The organism is Corynebacterium sp. HMSC078A10 (assembly GCF_001811565.1).
Taxonomy (GTDB): Bacteria; Actinomycetota; Actinomycetes; order Mycobacteriales; family Mycobacteriaceae; genus Corynebacterium; species Corynebacterium hesseae.
Genome location: NZ_KV805228.1, coordinates 1 through 20,926, shown reverse-complemented (window position 1 = coordinate 20,926; position 20,926 = coordinate 1). Strand labels below are relative to the sequence as shown.

The 20,926-nt window shown below is 61.5% G+C and carries 15 protein-coding genes and 1 tRNA gene; 7 read left to right on the top strand and 9 right to left on the bottom strand.

Annotated elements, in window-relative coordinates; genetic code table 11:
- Nucleotides 1-44: 44 nt before the first annotated feature.
- Nucleotides 45-1,955 (bottom strand): translational GTPase TypA, encoded by a 1,911-nt coding sequence (typA, locus tag HMPREF2808_RS11640; RefSeq protein ID WP_070624780.1) that lies wholly within the window; start codon nucleotides 1,953-1,955, stop codon nucleotides 45-47.
- Nucleotides 1,956-2,227: 272 nt separating this feature from the next.
- Here typA and HMPREF2808_RS11635 point away from each other — a divergent pair, with 272 nt between their 5' ends.
- The 3 genes from HMPREF2808_RS11635 to HMPREF2808_RS11625 are packed head-to-tail and all read left to right on the top strand — an operon-like array spanning nucleotide 2,228 to nucleotide 4,443.
- Entirely contained in the window at nucleotides 2,228-2,947 is a 720-nt protein-coding gene (locus tag HMPREF2808_RS11635; protein WP_070524895.1) for an Rv1157c family protein, read from the top strand.
- Nucleotides 2,947-3,483 carry a ribonuclease FAU-1 family protein gene (locus HMPREF2808_RS11630; RefSeq protein WP_070624778.1) on the top strand — a complete coding sequence of 179 codons (537 nt, stop codon included), beginning with the start codon at nucleotides 2,947-2,949 and terminating at the stop codon, nucleotides 3,481-3,483. Before HMPREF2808_RS11635 ends, HMPREF2808_RS11630 begins: the two co-directional genes overlap by 1 nt.
- Nucleotides 3,484-3,525: 42 nt before the next feature.
- On the top strand, nucleotides 3,526-4,443 hold the full coding sequence (locus HMPREF2808_RS11625; RefSeq protein ID WP_070562129.1) for a DUF808 domain-containing protein: 918 nt from the start codon (nucleotides 3,526-3,528) through the stop codon (nucleotides 4,441-4,443).
- Here HMPREF2808_RS11625 and zupT read toward each other — a convergent pair.
- Nucleotides 4,436-5,233, bottom strand: coding sequence for a zinc transporter ZupT (gene zupT, locus HMPREF2808_RS11620; protein ID WP_070624775.1), 798 nt, complete (start codon nucleotides 5,231-5,233; stop codon nucleotides 4,436-4,438). The two genes, HMPREF2808_RS11625 and zupT, sit on opposite strands and share 8 nt — an antisense overlap.
- Nucleotides 5,234-5,242: 9 nt before the next feature.
- On the bottom strand, nucleotides 5,243-7,180 hold the full coding sequence (locus tag HMPREF2808_RS11615; RefSeq protein ID WP_070624772.1) for a BCCT family transporter: 1,938 nt from the start codon (nucleotides 7,178-7,180) through the stop codon (nucleotides 5,243-5,245).
- A 154-nt stretch (nucleotides 7,181-7,334) separates the two neighbouring features.
- On the opposite strand from HMPREF2808_RS11615, the gene HMPREF2808_RS11610 reads away from it, so the two are divergent.
- Entirely contained in the window at nucleotides 7,335-8,159 is an 825-nt protein-coding gene (locus HMPREF2808_RS11610) for a hypothetical protein (RefSeq protein ID WP_070624770.1), read from the top strand.
- Nucleotides 8,160-8,230: 71 nt separating this feature from the next.
- Here the strand turns inward: HMPREF2808_RS11610 and selB are convergent, their stop codons facing one another.
- The 3 genes from selB to HMPREF2808_RS11595 all read right to left on the bottom strand — a co-directional run bounded on the left by selB (nucleotide 8,231) and on the right by HMPREF2808_RS11595 (nucleotide 11,424).
- Nucleotides 8,231-10,021 (bottom strand): selenocysteine-specific translation elongation factor, encoded by a 1,791-nt coding sequence (gene selB / locus HMPREF2808_RS11605; RefSeq protein WP_070529050.1) that lies wholly within the window; start codon nucleotides 10,019-10,021, stop codon nucleotides 8,231-8,233.
- The gene (selA, locus tag HMPREF2808_RS11600) at nucleotides 10,022-11,305 is read right to left on the bottom strand and encodes an L-seryl-tRNA(Sec) selenium transferase (RefSeq protein WP_198531058.1); all 1,284 of its coding nucleotides are present in this window, start codon (nucleotides 11,303-11,305) and stop codon (nucleotides 10,022-10,024) included. It lies immediately after the preceding gene.
- A gap of 24 nt (nucleotides 11,306-11,329) precedes the next feature.
- Nucleotides 11,330-11,424: transfer RNA gene (locus HMPREF2808_RS11595), tRNA-Sec, on the bottom strand.
- A 35-nt stretch (nucleotides 11,425-11,459) separates the two neighbouring features.
- Here HMPREF2808_RS11595 and selD point away from each other — a divergent pair.
- The gene (gene selD, locus HMPREF2808_RS11590) at nucleotides 11,460-12,437 is read left to right on the top strand and encodes a selenide, water dikinase SelD (RefSeq protein WP_070524877.1); all 978 of its coding nucleotides are present in this window, start codon (nucleotides 11,460-11,462) and stop codon (nucleotides 12,435-12,437) included.
- On the opposite strand, the gene nrfD is transcribed toward selD, so the two are convergent.
- Genes nrfD through fdnG form a run of 3 tightly spaced genes read right to left on the bottom strand, consistent with a single transcriptional unit; the run spans nucleotide 12,427 to nucleotide 17,843 of the window.
- The gene (gene nrfD, locus HMPREF2808_RS11585; protein ID WP_070524875.1) at nucleotides 12,427-13,521 is read right to left on the bottom strand and encodes an NrfD/PsrC family molybdoenzyme membrane anchor subunit; all 1,095 of its coding nucleotides are present in this window, start codon (nucleotides 13,519-13,521) and stop codon (nucleotides 12,427-12,429) included. The two genes, selD and nrfD, sit on opposite strands and share 11 nt — an antisense overlap.
- On the bottom strand, nucleotides 13,518-14,561 hold the full coding sequence (locus HMPREF2808_RS11580; protein WP_070524873.1) for a 4Fe-4S dicluster domain-containing protein: 1,044 nt from the start codon (nucleotides 14,559-14,561) through the stop codon (nucleotides 13,518-13,520). Before HMPREF2808_RS11580 ends, nrfD begins: the two co-directional genes overlap by 4 nt.
- A gap of 9 nt (nucleotides 14,562-14,570) precedes the next feature.
- On the bottom strand, nucleotides 14,571-17,843 hold the full coding sequence (fdnG, locus tag HMPREF2808_RS11575; protein WP_246818580.1) for a formate dehydrogenase-N subunit alpha: 3,273 nt from the start codon (nucleotides 17,841-17,843) through the stop codon (nucleotides 14,571-14,573).
- Between the two features lie 86 nt (nucleotides 17,844-17,929).
- On the opposite strand from fdnG, the gene HMPREF2808_RS11565 reads away from it, so the two are divergent.
- On the top strand, nucleotides 17,930-19,000 hold the full coding sequence (locus HMPREF2808_RS11565) for a lipoate--protein ligase family protein (protein WP_070562812.1): 1,071 nt from the start codon (nucleotides 17,930-17,932) through the stop codon (nucleotides 18,998-19,000).
- A gap of 117 nt (nucleotides 19,001-19,117) precedes the next feature.
- Nucleotides 19,118-20,488 carry a dicarboxylate/amino acid:cation symporter gene (locus HMPREF2808_RS11560; protein WP_070624766.1) on the top strand — a complete coding sequence of 457 codons (1,371 nt, stop codon included), beginning with the start codon at nucleotides 19,118-19,120 and terminating at the stop codon, nucleotides 20,486-20,488.
- The last annotated feature ends 438 nt before the right edge of the window (nucleotides 20,489-20,926 follow it).

Below are 20,926 nucleotides of genomic sequence, written 5' to 3'. Positions count from 1 at the left end.
GTGGTCCTAGCGGTGGGGCGCCGCTTGGCGACGCCCACAGCGGCCTATTTGTTGAGCTGCTTAGCGCGTGCGGTCGCGCGCTTGCGGTCGGTGGCAGATAGCTCGACCTTGCGCACGCGCAGGACCTTCGGGCCCACCTCGACGCACTCATCGGTGCCACAGAACTCCAATGCCTCATCGAGAGACAGGGTCTTGGCCTTAGCCAGCGTGACGGTGGCGTCGGCGGTGGCGGAGCGCATGTTGGTCAGCTTCTTTTCCTTGGTGATGTTGATGTCCATATCCTCATCACGGTTGTTGGCACCGACGACCATGCCCTCATAGGCCTCCATGCCCGGCTCCACGAAGAAGTCACCGCGGTCCGCCAGCTGCTGCAGAGCATAAGCGGTGATCTGGCCGGAACGGTCGGCCACGAGCGAGCCGGTCGGGCGAGCCTTGATGTCTCCGGCCCACACGTCGAGACCATCGGAGATGGAGTTAGCGATACCGGAACCGCGGGTCTCCGTCAGGAACTGGGTGCGGAAACCGATCAGGCCGCGCGCTGGGACGCGGAAGACCATGCGCACCCAGTCGCCCTCGCGGACATCCATTGACTGCATCTGGCCCTTGCGGGAGGCCAGCAGCTGGGTGATAGCACCCTGGAATTCCGATGGGGAGTCGATGGTGAGCATCTCGTAGGGCTCCATGGTCTTTCCATCGATGACCTGGGTCACCACCTGTGGCTTGCCGACGGTCAGCTCGAAGCCCTCGCGGCGCATATTCTCGATGAGCACGGACAGTGCCATCTCGCCACGGCCCTGAACCTCCCAAGCATCGGGACGCTCAGTCGGCAGCACCTTGATGGAGACGTTACCGATGAGCTCCTGGTCCAAGCGGGCCTTGACCATGCGGGCGGTGAGCTTGTCGCCGCCGCCCTGGCCTGCCATCGGGGAGGTGTTCACGCCGATGGTCATGGAGATAGCCGGTTCGTCGACCTTAATGCGCGGCAGCGGCTTCGGATCCTCGACGTCGGCGATGGTGTCACCGATCATGATGTCGGAGATACCGGAGATGGCCACGATGTCACCGGCGATGGCCTCAGTGTCCGGCTGACGCTCGAAGCCGACGGTGCGCAGCAGCTCGGCCACCTTGACCTGCTTGACGTGCATCTCGCCCTCGTCGTCGTAGTGCATCCAGGCCACCTGCTGGCCCTTCTTGATGGTGCCGGAGTAGATGCGCAGCAGTGCGATACGACCCAGGAAGTCGTCGGAGTCCAGGTTGGTCACGTGGGCCTGCAGCGGGGCGTCGACCTTGGCGGAGGGCTCAGGGAGGACCTCGTAGATGACGTCGAAAAGCGCCTGCAGGTCGTCGGCGTTAGGAACATTGCCGTCACCCGGGTTTTCGGTCGAGGCCTTGCCCTCGCGGCCGGAAGCGTAGAGAACCGGCAGGTCCAAGAGTTCCTCGGCGGCAGCGGCTGCTTCCTCATCTTCGAGGCCGGCAGCGATTTCCAGCAGAAGATCCTGCGCTTCGGTGACAACCTCGTCGATACGGGCGTCGGGGCGGTCGGTCTTATTCACGCAGATGATGACCGGCAGCTTGGCTTCCAGTGCCTTGGTGAGCACGAAGCGGGTCTGCGGGAGGGGGCCTTCGGAGGCGTCGACAAGCAGCACGACGCCGTCCACCATGGAGATACCGCGCTCGACCTCGCCGCCGAAGTCGGCGTGGCCCGGGGTGTCGATGACGTTGATGATGAGGTCCCCGCCGTCCTTGCCCAGGCCCTTGCGGTGAATGGCGGTGTTCTTCGCCAGAATGGTGATGCCGCGCTCGCGCTCCTGATCATTGGAGTCCATGACGCGGTCCGAGTGTTCGCCATGGTCGCCGAAAGCGCCGGACTGCTCCAGCATTCCGTTGACGAGGGTGGTTTTACCGTGGTCAACGTGTGCGACGATGGCTACGTTACGGAACTCAGTATTACTCACGTGTGGGGTGCTCCTTTAAAGCAAGATGCGTTAGCGGTATGAACGGCCCTTAAATATACTCTCTAGCTCTTTCATGTGCAGCATCGTGCGCATCGCACGCATTAGCGCGCGATGTAACAGATTGGTATCAACAGCCGACATACCGCACAGTAGGTCTCTATTTAGAGTTGACTACGCCAAAAAAGTGAATATTGTGGCAGCAGATACTATTGTGACGCATGTGATTTAGTTTCCTGCCGCCACGTTCCCCTACCCAAACACAAGGATTATCCATGGCCCTTTCCGAACAGCGCTCTTCCCGCTCCGCCCGCCGTGGCGTCGCCGGACTAACTGCTGCCGTGATGATGGGCTTCCTCAGCATCACGCCAGCACATGCCGGCGCCCCCGACCTCTCCTCGCTGGTGAACATTCCACAGAGCAGTAACCCGCTGGACAGCCTCGGCCGCCCCACCCCGGAGACGCAGGAGCGTGTTCGCGCTTTCGCGGCACAGCCATGGATCCCACAGGAGGCCCGCAGCGCCATCCTCACCGCCCTTAACTTCTCCGCCGGTGACGGCGGCGAAGGCGGTGTGGCCATGCCGGAGGGAAACAACCCCGGCTTCCGCCAGTTCTACTGGCCTACGGTCTCCGCGCAGTGCATCGGCGGGCAGGGCGATTCGGTGGGCTCCGCCATCGCCGTGCCTGGCCCGACCGATATGCCGGCCCCAGGCGCAGGCGAAGGAGAAACCGTCTTCCTCTTCACCGCGCTGGGCACCCCCACCGCCGCTGAGCAGCAGGGTGCCATGAGCGTCCAGTGGTTCAACCTGGATACCTTCCAGTTCGGCATCACTCCCCTGTTCAACAACGGCATCAACGCCGATGGGCCGACCACGGTCTCGGGCCGCGCAGCAACGGGCAAGGGCACCGTCGTGGCGGTCCTCTCCGGTGCGGTCAACACTGCTGAATCCTCGTGTTCTTTCCCACCTACCGCGGCTTACCTCGAGGTTAACTAATGAGCACTGACCTGCACCCAGTCAAGCAAGAAACCTTTAACACCCCCGACAACATCAACGTCGACCCGAAAGGTTTTCAGCGGGAGGTAGACACCTACCGGGTCACCGACTTTGGCCTTTACATGGCCCGCGGCGCCAACCACCCGCGCTTCGGCTACCTTGAATCCTGGTTGCTCCCGGAGCTGGGCCTGCGCGCCAATATCTTCCACTTCCGCGAGGGCGTGGATGTCCACCAAGATTTCTACATCGACGTCGCTGATATCGACGTCGACGGTGATGTGTGGACTACCCGCGATCTTTATGTCGACTTGGTCTCCACCTCCGGCGAGCCGGTTGATGTGCTCGACATCGACGAGCTAGCCGCCGCAACCTCCAACGGCCTCATCAGCGCCGAGGAGGCCGAGCGCGCCATGGAGCGCACGCTTACCGCCGTCGAGGGCATCACGCGCTACGGCGATGACGCCATGAGCTGGCTGCGCACGCTGGGCATGGAACTTACCTGGGCAGAAAATGTGGAGCTCGTTCCTGCCGAGTAACCTAGGGTAAACACTTACCCCTACACCACAAGGAAGTGAGCCATGGCCGGTGGCCTTTTTGCCCTGCTTGATGACGTCGCCCTGATCGCCCGCTCCGCTGCCTCCAGCGTCGACGACGTAACAGCATTGGCCGGAAAGACCTCGGTGAAAGCAGCGGGAGTCGTCGTCGATGACGCCGCTGTCACGCCCCAATACGTCCAAGGCGTCAAACCGCAGCGTGAGCTGCCGATGATTTGGCGGATTACCAAGGGCTCGCTCATCAACAAGCTCGTCATCATCCTGCCGATTGCGCTCATCCTGTCGTGGATCGCTCCTTGGGCGCTCACCCCCATCCTCATGTGCGGCGGCACATACCTGTGCTTCGAGGGCGCGGAAAAGATTTTCCATGCTATCCTCCACCGCGGCGAGGAGGAGCAGACCGTAGAAGAAAAGGGCGCCGACGCCGAAGATTCTCTGGTCAAATCCGCGATCACCACGGACCTCATCCTCTCCGCCGAAATCATGGTGATCTCCCTCAACGAGGTCATGGACCAGCCCTTCTGGCTGCGCCTCGGCGCCTTGGTTGCCGTCGGCATTCTCTTGACCTTAGGTGTTTATGGCGCCGTCGGGCTCTTGGTCAAAATGGACGATATCGGCCTCGCCCTGCTCAAGCGCCATGATGGCGATTCGGCCGTGGGTACCGCCCTGGTCAAGGGCATGCCCATCGTGCTCAACATCATCGGCATCATCGGCACCGCCGCCATGTTGTGGGTCGGCGGCCACATCGTGGTCAAGGGCTTGAGCGAGTTCGGCGCTGAGCAGCCCTATGGCTTCATCCACCACGTGACCGAGAGCATCAACAATGGCGCGCTCGCCTGGTTGGCGGACACCGGCTTGTCCATGTTGTGCGGCTTTATTCTCGGCTCCGTTATCGTCACCATCATCATGGCGGTCAAGGCCACCGCGGAGCGCGTTAAATAAACATCGCGAGGGACACTGCCATGACCGCCATACCAGCGATGAGGCCGTAGATGGCGCAGTGGTGTTCGCCAGTCTCCTCCGCCGTGGGCAAAAGCTCATCCAGGGAGATGAACACCATGATTCCTGCGATGACGGCAAAGCTTATGCCAAACGTCATCGGGCCAATGAACGGCATGAGCAGAGCGAATCCGATAATGGCGCCGACAGGCTCAGCGAGCCCAGAAATCGTGGCCCACCAAAATGCCTTCGTGCGCGATCCCATGGCACTGCGCAAGGGAACCGCAACCGCAATACCTTCCGGAATGTTGTGGATGGCGATGGCCACCGCAACGGGGATCGCAATCTCGGGGGCTTCGAGGCCCGAAAGAAATGTGGCAAATCCCTCGGGGAAGTTGTGGATGGCCAGCGCGAAGGCGGTGAACATGCCGGTCTTCATCAGCCTCTTGCGGCGTGCTTCTTCCTCTGTCGTGGCCGGCTCGTGCGGGTTAATCTCCTCGGGAACGAGGCGGTCGATAATGGCGATGACCGCAATGCCGGCGAAGAACGCCGCCATCATCGTCCACGTGGCAGTGGCCTCTCCCCCAAGGGTGCTTTCCAGCTTCTCTAGGGACTGCGGCAGGATCTCCATAAAGGAGACGTAGAGCATCACGCCCGCAGACAACCCCAGGGCTGCGGCCATAAACTTCGGCCCGGGCTCGCGCTTGCCGACGGCCAGGGCGGCACCGATGGACGTCGACAAGCCAGACAACAGCACGAGGCTGAAAGCAAAGGCGATGGTGGCTAGATCCATAGTGGGAAACTATAGCCTGTCTGTGCTGTCCTCTGGCGGTAGCGCAAGTGACTCGCCGTCCTTGACTGTCGGGTCGTCGTCGGTGTATTCGCCGGTCTCATAGTCATAGCCCACGGCGTGTCCATCTTCATCCGTGCGCGCATACCATTCGGTGACTTCAACCGCGGTGGAATCAAAGTCTGCGCCAGTGGCGTAGGCGGAATCATCCGTTGTGGGCTCAATGGCCAACGCAAAGTTATCGCCGTGGTCTCGGACGCCGTGGATGATGGCATTGGACACTGCTTGTTCTTCATAGAACGTGCGGATCGCGGCGGGGTCGTGACGCAACTCCCGAATCAACGCGATGCACATGAGCACAATGATGACCGCGAAAGGCAATGCAGTCACGGTGATGAGGTTCTGGAGGCCTTGCAGCGCATTACGGCCGCCCGCGAGAAGAATCACTACGGCGATTCCCGCCATGCACATGACCCAGAAGATGGTGACCCCGGGCTTCGGCTTCGGGTTGCCGCGTTGCGTGAGCTGTGAATTCACGATGGACGCGGAATCCGCCGTGGTGATGAAGAAGACGATGAGCATGACGAGCACGAGCGGCGCCATGATCTGCGACCCCGGTAGGTGGTCCAGAACGGTGAAGAAGATATCTTCTGCAGGCGGCATGGAGTCAATCGTTCCATCGGGCGCAATATCTCCGTCGCGACGCTGCAGCCAGATTGTCGTGCCGCCCAGGATGGTGAAAGCGCACACGATGATGGCGGAAGGAATGAGCAAGACGCCCAAGATGTACTGGCGGATGGTACGTCCGCGCGAGATCTTGGCCACGAACACACCGACGAAGGGCGCCCAGGACACCCACCAGGCCCAGTAGAACGTGGTCCAGGAGGACAAGAATGACACCATTTCTTCGCCTTGTCCCATGTTGGCGGAGAGCATGCTCGGCATCTCATCGAGGTACTCAATGATGACGGCGGGCAGCATGTTGGCCAGGAAGGCGGTGGGCCCCACGACAAAGAAGAAGACCGCGAGCCCGAGCGCCAAGACAAGGTTGATGTTGGACAGCCAGCGGATTCCTTTCGATACACCCGAGACCGCGGAGAAGATCGTGCCGATGGACAGCACCATGATGATGACCAGTGCCGCCGTGTTGCCCGTGGTTGACCAGCCGCTGACGATTTCCACGCCGCGACCGATCTGCAAAGCTCCAATACCGAGCGTTGCCGCGGTGCCAAAAAGTGTGGCGATGATTGCTAGCCCGTCGATGATGCGCGCGGGCATGGAGTCCGTCTCGCGGTTGCCAAAAAGCGGCATGAGGATAGAACTCATCAACGGCACTCGCCCGCGGCGGTAGGACACATAGGCCACACACAGTCCGACGATGGCATAGATTGCCCACGCATTGATTCCCCAGTGCATTGCTGCTTGAGCCATCGCACCCATGACGGCTTCATCGCTGGCGGCCTCATAAGCGCCGGGCCGGGGTGACAGGTAGTAGCTCAGCGGCTCGAAGGGGCCGAAGAAAATAATTCCGATGCCGATGCCGGCTCCAAAGAGCATCGCTGCCCAGCTCACAGTAGAGAACTCCGGCTTCTCTCCATCCACGCCCAAGGGAATCTTTCCGTATTTGGAAAAGGCGAGGATGAGGAGCAAGAACATAAGGAATGTTGCCAGCGTAGTAAAGATCCATCCCAGGTTGCGCATGACCCAATCCAAAGCCGCGGAGGAGGCGGTAAAGACCTGCTCGGGCGCGATGACGCCCCAGGCAACGAATGCCACAATGAGTCCGCCCACGACGATCAAAATGGGTTTGTCCACCCCATACTTCACCTTTTGGTCTTCGATGGACACGCCCGGAACCAAGGCGGGATGGATGTTGTGCGGATAGATAATATCTTTAAGAATCCGCTTAGCCTCGCGCGTACGCTTCTTGCTCTGATCGGTATTGTTCACCGAACTACGAGAATCAGCCGTGATGGGTCTTCACTCCTTATTCGATATGTTGTTGTTTAAGTCTTCTATCGACCGTATCGGAGATCCGGCTCCTGCGTAAGCTTGAGACAAGTCCGTCGATTCCCATCTGACCCACGAGGTGACTGACGCAACTATGGCGCTGTATCCGCTAGCTCCTTCTTATTTTGGTGTCGAGCACGTCGCGGTTCTTGAGCACGTGAACTTCTCCACCGCGTTGAGCATCCCTGGGTTGGCGCAGGAGCCTGCGCTCGTCGACGTTTCCTTGCTCCCCGACCCCACCACCGGGGGCTGGCGCGTACATTCAGCTTTCGGTTTCTTGGGTTCACTCGATGGCGAGGAGTCCGCAGAGTATCCCGCCCTGAATCGACTGCGCACGGCGGCGATGAACCCGGCGACGCATGCCACCGTCGACATTGTCGACGGTGAGGTGGAGATCGCCCTCGCCTTGGGGCTCGACCCGTGGATGGTTCCCGCCAACAACCAACCGGCGGGTACCGCGCTGCTCAACGGCGGACAGGGCGCGCTTGTTCGCGTCGCGGAAGGCGAGCTCACCGCATATCAGCTCCGCACGATGGGCACGGAACAGTTCTTCGTGACGCTCGTGCTTCTCGACGACACCGTCCTCGCCACCCACGACAACCTCGTCCTCGGTCCGTGCGCGGGGCTCTCCGATGCCCCAGCGCTGGCCGCCGCGTTCGCGGCCGCCACCCAATCCGGTGCCTCCCTTGCCGCCCGTGCTTATGCTGCCGCGGGCCGCATCGCAGTGGACCTTCCGATAGACCCCGCCGAGCTCTTCGCCCCCGCAGTCCCGCCGTTGCCGATCGACCCGAACAAGCCTGCTATCCCGCCAGTGCTCAACCCCAATGCCGATTGGGAGTTCACTGCCCCGGCCGATCCCCTTGCCTCACCGCTGCCGGCCGGTCCACGCGCCTTCGCGTCCCCCAAAGACACCTTTTAACTGGCACCTTATGCGCTTAACCTAATACACTGACCTGGGATTTCTCCGAAATCCGGCCACAAATGGTGCCGTTACTTTGGTTCCTTTGCCCCTGCCGCGCGCACGAATCGCTTTCCGTCGACTAGGCGCGTCGCCCCCGTGGCGTCGAGGTGCTCCAGCACCGGGATGGCAACCCGGCGCGTCGTTCCAAGTACCTTGCGCGCCTCCGAGAGGGTGAAGGGCTGTTCCAACTGTGAGACCACGGCGAGTGCCTCGCGCGGAGCTGAAGGCAGAAGCACCACACCGTTGGCCAGCCGGAGCAGGCGACCGGCGCGTTCAGCAGCGGCCAGCTCTTTCGGTCCCAGTCCCAGCTCTTTGAGGTCTTCCGCTTCCGGGGCAGCAAAGGGGTCCTCGCGCAGTCGCCGCTCGAGCTCCGCCACTCCCCTCTCCGCGGGGCCGAGGTCGACGGTCTGCCCGGGCATGCGCAGCACGCCATCAACTGTCTCGAGCTTGGCAGCTGCTACCGCTAGGCCTAACAAGGCCGGCTCGGTCAGTCCCAGTGCATCCATGGCCGCTGCCTTCGTCAGCCCCGGGGAGAGCGGATTCGCCTCGGCATGGGCTTCCACAGCCTGAATCAAAGCCCCTTTCCACGCAGTGACCTGACTGGCGGCGATCCACCAGTCGCGGAACTCAATGACTCCCGCCGGCTTCTCTGCCACAGAAAAGCCGTCGCGCACAAGACCACGCAGCTCCGCGTAGCCACAGCGCTTGAGCCACTGGGCCGGGTTCGTTGCTTCTAAAGCTTCTAGCTCAACAGCGCGCTTCTTGGCATCACCGCGCCTATTTAATTCAGCTGGGTGCACATCCACCACTTCTAAACCGGCCACGACGTGCCGCCCGCCCGGACTGCGCACCACAAACCTATCGAGCAAAGTAAGCGGTAACGGGCTTTCCAGAGTCAACCGCGCGAACTCACCTCTTAAAGGCCGCAGCCGCGCGCCCACTCCCGCGGTGCCGATGTGCACCACGAGGTTCTGCGGAAGCTCGCTCATGTCAGTACCGAACGTTCGCCGCACATCCACGGTGTCGAGCACACGCCAGCACCCAGGGCTAAGCAAAGCATCTCCGCGATGAACCTGGTCCGCAGCCACCCCGCGCAAGTTGAGCGCCACGCGCGTGACGGGTGCAGCGCTGTCCACTGCCTTGTTCTCACTGTGCACCCCACGCACCGTGACGCGTTGCCCACTGAGCTCAAGGCCATCGCCTACCGAAACCGTCCCGGCCGCCAGCGTTCCCGTCACCACGGTTCCAGCGCCCTTCACGCTGAAGGCGCGATCCACCCACAACCGCACGCGCGCCTGCGGATCCGACGTGGGCATACCGGCGAGAACCCGGTCCAGTTCGGCACGCAGCTTCTCCACGCCCTCGCCGGTCTTCGCCGAGACTTCGACTACGGGAGCGTCGGCAAGCGCTGTTCCAGCCAGTTCTGCTTTGACCTGCGCGGCTACCTCTGCCCGGCGGGCAGTATCAGCCCTATCAGCACGAGTCAGCGCCACCACGCCGTGCTCGATTCCCAGGGCACGCAACGCGTCACGATGATCGGTGGACTGCGCCTGCCAGCCTTCATCGGCCGCCACCACAAAGAGAACCACCGATGCCGGCCCCACCCCGGCCAGCATGTTGCCCAAGAACTTCTCGTGCCCCGGCACATCGACAAATGCGACGTCCGCGCCCGAGCCCAGCCTCGTCCACACAAATCCTAAATCGATGGTCAATCCGCGCCGCTTTTCTTCCTCCCAGCGGTCCGGTTCCATCCCCGTCAGCGCCTTGACCAGGCTCGACTTGCCGTGATCCACGTGCCCCGCAGTGGCCACTACATACACCTAGATCACCGCCCGCAATGCCGCGATGAGCTCGGCATCCTGTGCCTCCGGCACACACCGCACATCCACCAGGCAGCGCCCCTGATTCACGCGCGCCACCACAGGAGGCTCACCCAACCGCAACGGCCGTGCCAACTCCTCTGGCAACGCCACGGCCCACCCCGGTAGCGGCACCTCGGGTGCCCCGCCACCGCCGACGCGTCCGGCGTGTTCGACGACCTCACCGCCAACTGCCGCTGCCACCTTCTCCGTGCGCTCGCGGTGGCGCTGCGGATCAATGTGGAGCGCGTCCTGCACGGCGTTGGAGGGCGTGGACAGAGAGGCCTCGAGCGCGTTGAGCCGTAGCTTATCGATGCGCACCGCCCGCGCCAACGGATCTTTCTTGCACGCAGTAATCGCTTCCTTTGCACCGACGAGCACCCCGGCCTGCGGGCCGCCGAGCAGCTTATCCCCTGAAAAGAGGACAACGTCGGCGCCATCGCGAAGAGCCTCGCTGGCGGAGGGTTCTGCCGGCAGCGCGTCATCTGGTCTAAGCAACCCCGAACCGATATCCACGATGAGCGGCAAGTCGGTGAGCGCACGAAGCTCAGCAACCGATACCGAAGAAGTGAACCCACTGATCAGGAAGTTGGAGGGATGCACCTTCAAGATGGCTCCCGTGTCCTCCCCCATCGCCCGCTCATAGTCCGCCAGGTGAGTGCGGTTCGTAGCGCCGACCTCGCGCAAGCGGGTGGCCGTGGACTCGATGAGCTCGGGCAAGCGGAATCCCGCGCCAATCTCGATGAGCTCACCGCGGGAGATGATGACTTCCTTGCCAGGGGCCAAGGCCGCCGTAGCCAACAGCAGCGCGGAGGCACCGTTGTTCACTATCAGCGCATCCTCCGCGCCGGGGCATGCAGCCAATACCGCATCAACGGCCGCGCGGCCCCTATCTCGTGAGCGCAGGCCGCTGTCCAGATCCATCTCAACGTCCGTATACGATGCCGCGGACACTAGCGCATCTACCGCTGCCGGCGGTAAAGGAGCCCTGCCCAAGTTCGTGTGGATGATGACGCCAGTGGCGTTGATGACGTGGCGCAAGGAATATGGCTGCACAGCATCGAGCCTGGTGGCCAGCTCCTCCTCAATCTGGGAGGGGGCGAGGGAGCCGGAGCGGGCGTCGGCAAGCACGGCGTCGATGATCCCGCGCACCGAGTGCGGCGCCAGGCGGTGGTGGGCATCCTGCACCGCCGGGTACTGGAGGATCTCATCCATCTTCGGGATAAAGCGGCGGGGGTCAGTCATCAAAGTTCCTCCTAGCTGCGCACATGGCGGAGACGGACAGGAATCGAACCTGCCAGACCGAGATGCTCGGCCTCACCGGTTTTGAAGACCGGGGCGCCCACCAGGACACGTACGCCTCCGTCTGCTCACCTTACACGGGGCTAAAGTAGGACTTATGACTGACATTAAACTTACGTCCTTTGCCGCCGGTGGCGGTTGCGCCTGCAAGATTCCCCCGGGAGAACTCGAGTCTGCTGTGGAGGGCCTCGTGGGCACCGCGGACCCCAACGTGCTGGTCGGGCTTGACGACGGCGACGATGCCTCCGCCGTGCGCATCCCCAACGGCCTGGCGGTCATCTCTACCGCGGATTTCTTCACGCCGATGCTCAATGACCCTTATGACTGGGGCCGCGTGGCTGCTGCCAATGCGCTTTCCGACGTCTACGCCATGGGCGGCACCCCCATCACCGCCATCAACCTGGTTGGCTGGCCACGCGAGGTGCTTGGTCTCGACATTTTGCGCGAGGTTCTGCGCGGCGGCATGGACGTGGCATCTCAGGCCGGCATCTCCATTACCGGCGGCCACTCCATCACCGCACCGGAACCCACCTATGGTTTGGCAGCCACGGGTATCGTCCACCCGGATAAAATCCTGCGCAACGACGCCGCCGAAGCTGGACTTCCCATCACGCTGACCAAGCCGATTGGCGTGGGCATCCTCAATAACAAGCACAAAACCACCGGTGAGGTCTCCCAGGCCGCGGTGGACTCCATGACCGCGCTTAATCGGGATGCCTCTGCGGCAGCCGTGGCGGCCGGGGTGCGCGCGGCAACCGATGTCACCGGCTTTGGTCTTCTGGGCCATCTCTACAAGATGTGCCGCGCCTCCGGTATAGGCGCAGAGCTGGACTTCTCAGCTGTTCCTGCGATTGAAGGTGCCAAGGATGCCTTGGCGGATGGCTTCATCCCGGGTGGCTCGCGCCGCAATCTGGATTGGGTGCGCCCCCACCTCGACACAGATTTGAGCGAGGAAGACTTGATTTTCCTCGCCGATGCCCAAACATCCGGTGGACTCCTCGTCATCGGCGAGGTTCCCGGCTACCCAGTCATTGGCCGGACTGTGCCGGGCGATGCACGGATTTCTATCCGCTAGTCACCGTCGAATGGCTGAGGCCCTCTGCCCTGCGGCGGGCTTCAGCGCGCCGCTTTTGGGGGCCAATGCTTGTCGACGGATCCTTCACCGCCTCCAGCCCAGCGTTGAGCACGCCAAAGCGCGTGCACGCGGATCCCGCCATGAGCGCCACGCCGGATACCACCGACACCGCGCGCGACTTTGTCGCCGACGCGATTACGGTTCCCACCCCACCCGCGGCGATGAGCGCCTCAGAGGCCTTCATGAGTTTCCCGGGCGTGCCTTCGTGCAGCGGGCGAAGAGGCTCAGGCTCCATGTTCGCTTCCATGACACGGGTCGCGGCCAGATCGGCCGCTGCGGCAGTAATACCGAGCGCTCGTGCCGCGCCCGCATTCTCCACCGGGGTAAAGACCATGACAGCACCCGACGCCGCTGCCGAGGCCGAGGACACGAACACATAGGGCAGGTGCTTCTTCGCGTCATTCCACGTCGGGTTTGATGTGTTGGCCAACAGCACCGCGGTGTAACCCGCCAGCGGTCCGCCAAGCACGCCGGCGACAGCGCCTGCTGGGCCCGCGGCCTTATTGAGGAGGCGGCGAAGCGGCTCCGGCAGCACACCACCGACCAGCTCGTCCGCTTCCACGACCGCGGGCAGGGCCGCGGCGGAAGCGAAGCTGCCCAGGATCCACGAGCCGATGGACATCGGCGAGGTCACCTTGAAGACGCGGAACATGTTGAGCAGGCGCTCTGGGCGGCCGAGGTCCAGCACCAAAAAGACCGAACCTACCGACGCCGCGGAGAAAGCCGTCAACCGCGTCGAGCGTTTCAGCGGTGCGTTCCCAGTGGCCTGGGCACCGGCGGCCAACATCGCAGAACCGCCGGCCACGCCGCCGAGGAAGAAATAGCCGCCGATGGGCCACTCCCACGGCGGGGCCTTGACTACTGGCTTGCCGTAATACGAGGAGAACTCGAAGTCCTCGGCCATGCGCTCTTCTTTGGAACCATCCTGTGCGCCGGCTCCGACTCGTCCACGCCGGCGCTTCTTGCCGCCGCCACGCCTGCGCCTAGGCTCCTGCGGCGGGCGGTACTCATCAAACTCGCTCACTTGCGGCCTCCCAACATGAATGCCCCGGCCACAGCCAGCGCCATTCCTCCGATAGCTTTCGCTGCGGTCTTGTACATCTGCGGCAAATCCGCCGTGGGCACGCGCGGATCCGGCGGCAGCCCATAAACCTCAGGAGAGTCGAGCAACAAGAAGATTGATCCCGTTCCCCCAACACCATCTTGCGAGTTTGCTCCGTAGAGACGAGCCTCCGTCAGCCCTTGCTCGTGGAGGACGCGCACGCGCTCCCGCGCTGCGGCAAGCATCTCCTCGTAGGGGCCGAATTGGATGGAGTCCGTCGGGCAGGTCTTGGCGCAGGCAGGCTGCTCACCAATTTTCAGGCGGTCATAGCACATGGTGCATTTCTGGGCCACGCCCAGATTCTTAATGGGCATGGCCTGTCCCGGTGTATGGTCGGGGCCCTGCGGCTTGAGTTGCTTCAGCTTTGCCAACACGTTTACGCCCGCGTGGTCCGGAACCTGGTAGTCCACGGTGGCCGTTTTATCCGCCTTCAGCGTCACGCCGCCGTCATCGCGGCGCTCAATCACGCCGAACGGACAACCGGCCACGCATGTCCCGCAACCATTGCACACATCATCTTGGACCACGACGGTGCCGAATTCGGAACGGAACAGCGCGCCTGTCGGGCACACGTCCAAGCATCCAGCGTTGGTGCAATGCTTGCACACGTCGGAGGACATCAACCACCGGAAATCATCGGTATCCGGGGTCATGCTTGGGGCGGAAGCTTTGGGCATGCCTAGCGAAACAAGTTTCCGTCCCTCCTCGCGAGCCTGTTGAATACGCTCGTTGCTTTGCTCAATGAAGGCCACGTGGCGCCAAGTATTGGCGCCCAGCGAACCAGTGTTGTCATAAGAGTCACCGGTGACCGCGTACCCCTCAACCGGGTTTCGGTTCCACTCTTTACACGCCACCTCGCAGGCCTTGCAGCCAATGCAAATCGAGGTATCCGTAAAGAAAGCCATGCGCTGATAGGACTCATAGCCGTGCTTATCAGCCTTTTCGGTCAAAAGATTAGCCATTGGTCCTCCTTAGCTTTCTTTGCCTTCATAGTCGGCGACGTTTCCAGCAGTCGCATCATCACCCGTGTTGTCCTCGGTAGCTGCTTTCTCAGTGCTGAAGGCATCGTCAACATCCAGGATCCGGTTGCCGGAGTCCACGGTGAGGTGTGCTCGTTCTTGGTACTCGTGCAAGAGCTGAAGACGTGCCTCGCCACGCGGGCGGCGGCCCGGCTGGATATCGCACGCGCCCACCTTGGAATTCTGGATGAATACGTTTGGTTCCAGGGTCAGGCCCAACAGGTCGTTGGCGCCATCGCCGGCTACCTCGGTGGTCTCCGATTCTCCGTAGTGATACGGCAGACCGATCTGGTGGAAGTCCTCACCATTGATAGTAAGCATCTCCATGCGGTCCGTTACCAGAACCTGTGCCTCGATGACACCGCGTGGGGACACGATGGTGGCCCACTCACCGTTGACCAATCCACGCTTGGCGGCCAGCTCCTTGTCCACCTCGCAGAAGAGTCCCGGCTGCAGCTCCGCCAAATAAGGCAGGCGGCGTGACATCGCACCCGAGGTATACATCTCCGTCAGGCGATAGGTGGAGAAGACGAACGGGAAAACATCAGCACCGCGCTCCCCCGGCTCCGGGCGGGAGAGGTTGTCTTCGCGCTTAATTGTCAGACGCGTCGGCGACTGCTGCTGCTTGTACAGCGCATTGTGTACCGGTGATTCTTGCGGCTCGTAGTGAGTCGGCAGCGGGCCGTCAGACAATCCCTTCGGCGCGAACAGCCAGCCTAGGCCGTCGGCCTGCATGATAAACGGATCGTCGCCATCGAGGGCATCAGGGCCAATGGCGTCGACAGGTGCCACGTAGTCCGGGCGCTTCGTCAACGGGAAGTCGGGCACGTCATCGCCAACCCACTTTCCTTGCTCTTCATCCCACCAGATGTACTTCTTGCGCTCCGACCACGGAGTTCCATCCGGCTTTGCGGAAGCACGGTTGTACAAGATGCGGCGATTGGCCGGCCAGACCCAACCCCAGTCGAGAGCAACCTCGTTTTGCTCCGAACCCGGAACCTTCTTCGCGGCATGGTTGATGCCGTCCTTGTACACACCGGTGTAAATCCAGCAACCGCCGGAGGTGGAGCCATCGGTACGCATTTCTGTAAAGGCAGGCAAGAGCTGCCCCTTCTTCGGGCCGTCGAGATAGTAACCGTTGATCTCCCGCAAAATCTCATCCGAGCTCGGATCGCCGTGTTCATCTTCGGTGTAGTCCCAAGTTACGGACTTGATTGGCAGGTCGCGCGGATCAGTCGAATCCGCGAGGCGCTCCCTAATCTTCTTGCCCAGCTGGTAGAAGAACCACGCCTCACTGCGCGCTTGCCCGGGCGGCGGAACCGCTTGGAAACGCCACTGGACCATGCGCTGAGTCTGGGTAAAGGTTCCGGACTTCTCCACGTGGGTAGCTGCCGGCATGAGGAAGACCTCAGTAGCAATGTCCTCAGTCTTCAGCTCGCCGTTCTTAATCTCCGGCGAGTCCTTCCAGAAGCTTGCGGTCTCAATCTCTTGGAAGTCGCGAACAACCAGCCACTTCAGGGAAGCGAGACCGCGGCGCTGCATACCACCGTTGGACTGCGCCACCGCCGGGTTCTGGCCGAAGACAAAGTAGCCCTCTACCTCATGGCGCAGCATGGCCAGCAAGGTCTCATAGGTCGAGTGCGCACCAGAGAGACGCGGCATGAGGTTAAAGCCCCAGTCGTTCTCCTTAGTAGCGGCATCGCCCCAGTAGGATTTCATGAGCGAGACCGCGTAGTTCTCACCCAATTGCCAGAAGCCCTTCTGGTCCGCCGCGCGGAAAGAATCCAGGTAATCCGACCAGGTTTCCTGGTCCACATGCGGCATGGGCAGGTAGCCCGGAAGCGAGTTGAACAGGGTCGGGATATCCGTCGAACCCTGAATCGAAGCATGCCCGCGTAGCGCCATGATGCCGGAACCGGGGCGGCCCACGTTACCCATGAGCAGCTGCAGGATTGCCGCGGTGCGGATGAACTGTGCACCCAGAGTGTGCTGGGTAAAGCCCAAAGCGTAGGCGAAGCACGTCGTGCGCTCCGGGTTAGAGTTCTGCGCAATGGAATCCGCCAAGTAGTAGAAGTCCTCCGGCGAAATGCCGCACGTCTCCTCCACCATCTCCGGGGTGTAGCGCGAGTAGTGGCGCTTGAGAATCTGGAAGACCGTGTTCGGGTCCTCCAGCGTCATGTCCTTCTCCACGTTCCACGAGGAGCCCTCGGGCTTTTGGACATATTGCCACGAGTCCGTGACATATTTGCCCTTCTCTGCGTCGTATCCAGAGAACAGGCCCTCCAAATCCTCGGTGTCCTTAAAGCCCGGCGAAATTATCGACGCCGCGTTGGTGTAATTCACCACATAATCGTGGAAATACAGGTCATTATCCAGCACGTACTTGATAATCGCGCCGAGCAACACCACGTCGGTGCCACCGCGAATACCGATGTGACGGTTCGCAAAGGCAGACGTACGCGTATAACGCGGATCAACGTGAATAATGCGCGCGCCGCGCTTCTTGGCTTCAACGACCCATTGGAAACCAACTGGGTGGCATTCCGCCATGTTAGAACCCTCGATGACGATGCAGTCCGCATTCGCCATATCCTGCAGCGGTTGGGTTGCGCCGCCGCGGCCAAACGAAGTTCCTAGACTAGGAACGGTGGCGGAGTGTCATATGCGCGCCTGGTTTTCCACCTGAATGGCGCCGGTGGCAGTAAACAGCTTCTTGATGAGGTAGTTCTCCTCATTATCCAGCGTCGCACCGCCCAGCCCAGCGATACCCATCGTGCGGTTAAGGGGACGCCCCTGCTTATCGACGTCCTCCCAGTGCCTTGCGCGCGATTCCACGAAGCGGTCCGCGATCATGTTCATCGCGGTCTCTTCATCGAGCTCCTGCCATTCGGTGGCGTAGGGTGCTCGGTACTTGATCGTGGTGATGCGAGTCGAGGAGTTAATGAGCTGCTCAGAGGCCGAGCCCTTAGGACACAGACGCCCGCGGGAAATTGGGGAGTCCGGATCGCCCTCGATTTGGATGACCTTGTCATCCTTGACATAGACGCGCTGGGAACAGCCCACCGCGCAATAGGGGCACACCGATTGCACCACGCGGTCCGCGTCTACGGTGCGTCCGCGCAGATCTTCGCTCTTAGCCGACTGCGTAGACACATCGCGACCGAAGGCATCCTTGTTCCGGATCTGGCGCACGACGGGCCAGTTCAGTGGGCTAAAACGTGACATACCTTAAACCTACTTGCTTGCCCCAGCGTTTTCCAGCTGCCACTACCCCGCCTCTCCGAACAGCACCGCTGAGTACGCTGACAACTATGAACCACACTAAGCACTTTGAGCTCAAGGTCCCCGGCGGCAAGTTGCTCGTCGTTGACCTCGATTTAGACACCGACAACACCGTCACTGCCGCGAAGGTTTCCGGCGACTTCTTCCTCGAGCCTGAGGAGGCCTATGAGGCACTAGCCCCCGCCTTGGTCGGCATCACCACCGCCACCTCGACAGAAGAGATCCAGTCCCGCCTCGATGCGGCCCTGGCTCGCGTTGACGCCCCGGTAGCTCTCCACGGCTTTGACACCCACCACCTTGCCGTCACCGTTAAGCGCGCGCTGTCTGGTGGCACCGATTTCACCGACCACCACTGGGAGATCCTGCGCCCAGGTGTTCTCCCCACGCCCGTAAATGTCGCACTTGACGAGGTTCTCCTCAACGAAGTTGCTGAAGGAAAGCGCGGGCCCACGCTCCGATTTTGGGAATGGGAAGACCGTGCCGTCGTATTCGGTTCCTACCAGTCCTATGCCAATGAGCTGGATCAGGAGGGCGTCGACAAGCACGGCATTGTTCCGGTGCGCCGAATCTCCGGCGGTGGCGCGATGTTCATGGAGGGTGGCAATTGCGTGACCTATTCCCTGTACGCCCCGGAATCGCTCGTGGCCGGCTATTCCTACGAGGCCAGCTACGAATACCTGGACCAGTGGGTGCTCGCGGCACTGAACAAGCTTGGCGTCAATGCATGGTACGTGCCGATCAATGACATCACCTCGGACGGCGGCAAGATTGGCGGCGCCGCCCAGAAGCGCCGTAAAGGCGCGGTACTGCATCACACCACGATGAGCTATGACATCGATGCGGACAAAATGATGGAGGTCTTGCGCATCGGCAAAGTCAAGGTCTCGTCGAAGGGCCTTGCCAGTGCAAAGAAGCGCGTCGACCCGCTCCGCCGCCAGACTGGCGTGCCCCGCGAGGAGATCATCGAGACCATGGCGCGCGAGTTCGCCACCCGCTATGGCGCCATCGACGCCGAGCTTTCCGACGACTCCCTCGCCGCCGCCCGCCACCTCGTCGACACCAAATTCCTCAACGATGAATGGACCAAGCGTATCCCATAATTTGCGGGGGAATTTCTGGGCAGCGTACGGTGTTATAAGTTCAAGTGAACCGATCGGTACGAGAGTACCGAACTAAATGGTCCATTTCTATACAACACTGTCTAGAAGGAAAATCTCGTGTCAGACACTTCCTCTCGTGCATCCTCGCGCACGCTGCCCTCTTGGGCCACCGGCTTTGGCGCCCAAGTTATCGCCGGTCTCATCATCGGCCTCATTCTCGGTTTTATCGCTTCCGGCATGGAGTCTGAGTGGCTCTCCGATACCCTGTCCGGCGTCGGCGGCGCGTACGTCCAATTGCTCAAGGTGATGGTCCCGCCGCTCATCTTCGCGGCCGTCGTTACCTCGGTTGCCAACCTGCGCAAGGTGGCTAATGCAGCCTCGCTGGCGATCTCCACTCTGGTCTGGTTTGCCATTACGGCGTTCTTCTCCGTGCTTGCCGGCATTCTGGTCGCCCTAGTAATGAAGCCGGGAGTAGGCACAACTGTCGATGCTTCCACCGCCGCCGACCCATCCCACATCGGCTCCTGGACCGCTTTCCTCCAGCAACTTGTCCCCGCCAACTTCTTCGGGCTCACCGCTTCGCTGAGCGACGGTGAAATCTCCCTCAGCTTCGGTGCCCTTCAGCTCCTTGTCATTTCCCTCGTGCTGGGAATCGCCGCCGTCAAGGCTGGCAAAGCCGCCGATCCCTTCCTGCGCTTCACCGAATCCTTCCTCAAGGTCATCCAGGTGGTCCTCTGGTGGATCATCCGCCTTGCCCCGATTGGCACCGCCGCTCTTATCGGCAAAGCCGTGGCCACCTATGGTTGGGATGCGCTTAGCTCCTTGGGCAAGTTCGTCCTCGCTATGTATGTGGGCCTTGCACTCGTAATTTTCGTGGTCTACCCCGCCGTGCTCGCATTCAACCGGATCCCGGTAGTTGGCTTCTACAAGCGAGTCTGGCCCGTCTTCTCCCTTGGCTTCGTCACCCGCTCCTCCATGGGCGTCATGCCAGTTACCCAGCGCTTTACGGAAAAGGCCATGGGCGTGCCCCGAGAATACGCCTCCTTCGCCATCCCGCTGGGCGCTACCACCAAGATGGACGGCTGCGCCTCCGTCTACCCGGCCATCGCCGCCATCTTCATTGCACAGTTCTACGGCGTTGATCTCTCCTTCACCCAGTACCTGCTCATCATCTTCGTTTCCGTCATTGGTTCCGCAGCAACCGCCGGCACGACAGGCGCCACCGTCATGCTGACCCTGACGCTCTCCACACTGGGCCTTCCGCTCGCTGGTGTGGGTCTCTTGCTGGCCATCGAACCCATCATTGATATGGGACGCACCGCCGTCAACGTCACCGGCCAATCACTGTGTGCCACCATCGTGGCCAAGCGCGCCGGCATTCAAGACGAAGCCGTCTGGGATGCTGCTGGTAACGGAGTCTCACACATTATGAACGAGGACCAAGACGCAGACGAGCTCGAGACACAGCCGGTCAACACGACTGCATAACTCTTCCTGCCCCTCCCCAAGCCTTCCTAACACGCAAGAGCCGTGTAGGAAGGCTTCGGTATTTCTGCCCCAAGCGACGGGCTTTACCCGTCGTTCTTTTCGACGGCGGGTGTGTTCTTGGCTTCTTGTCCTTTCGGTTGTTTGGAGTGTGGTGTCGTCGTTTGATTCAACGAGGGCTAGGCCCCCTGTTCTTCGTCATCGTCGTTGTTTGGATCGACGGGTATTTTCGCCTTTTTCGTCGTTTGATTCGACGACCCAGGTTTTAGAAGGGGATGTCCTCGCCGCTGTCGGTGTTGGTTTGGGTTTCGGCTTCGGCGTTGGCTTTGGTTTGGGCTTGTTGTTGTGCGTAGTCGTCGAGTTCTTGTTTGAGGTGTTGGGCTTGTTCGCGCACGCGTTTTCTGGTGGTGGTGATGTGTTGGGCGACTGTTTGCGCCCACC

Excerpts from the sequence above, each read along its gene's own strand:
- HMPREF2808_RS11580 (WP_070524873.1), bottom strand. The coding sequence starts at position 14,561 with ATGGCTAATCTTTTGACCGAAAAGGCTGATAAGCACGGCTATGAGTCC.
- HMPREF2808_RS11630 (WP_070624778.1), top strand. The coding sequence starts at position 2,947 with ATGAGCACTGACCTGCACCCAGTCAAGCAAGAAACCTTTAACACCCCC.
- HMPREF2808_RS11565 (WP_070562812.1), top strand. The coding sequence starts at position 17,930 with ATGAACCACACTAAGCACTTTGAGCTCAAGGTCCCCGGCGGCAAGTTG.
- HMPREF2808_RS11635 (WP_070524895.1), top strand. The coding sequence starts at position 2,228 with ATGGCCCTTTCCGAACAGCGCTCTTCCCGCTCCGCCCGCCGTGGCGTC.
- zupT (WP_070624775.1), bottom strand. The coding sequence starts at position 5,233 with ATGGATCTAGCCACCATCGCCTTTGCTTTCAGCCTCGTGCTGTTGTCT.
- selA (WP_198531058.1), bottom strand. The coding sequence starts at position 11,305 with ATGACTGACCCCCGCCGCTTTATCCCGAAGATGGATGAGATCCTCCAG.
- HMPREF2808_RS11610 (WP_070624770.1), top strand. The coding sequence starts at position 7,335 with ATGGCGCTGTATCCGCTAGCTCCTTCTTATTTTGGTGTCGAGCACGTC.
- HMPREF2808_RS11625 (WP_070562129.1), top strand. The coding sequence starts at position 3,526 with ATGGCCGGTGGCCTTTTTGCCCTGCTTGATGACGTCGCCCTGATCGCC.
- selD (WP_070524877.1), top strand. The coding sequence starts at position 11,460 with ATGACTGACATTAAACTTACGTCCTTTGCCGCCGGTGGCGGTTGCGCC.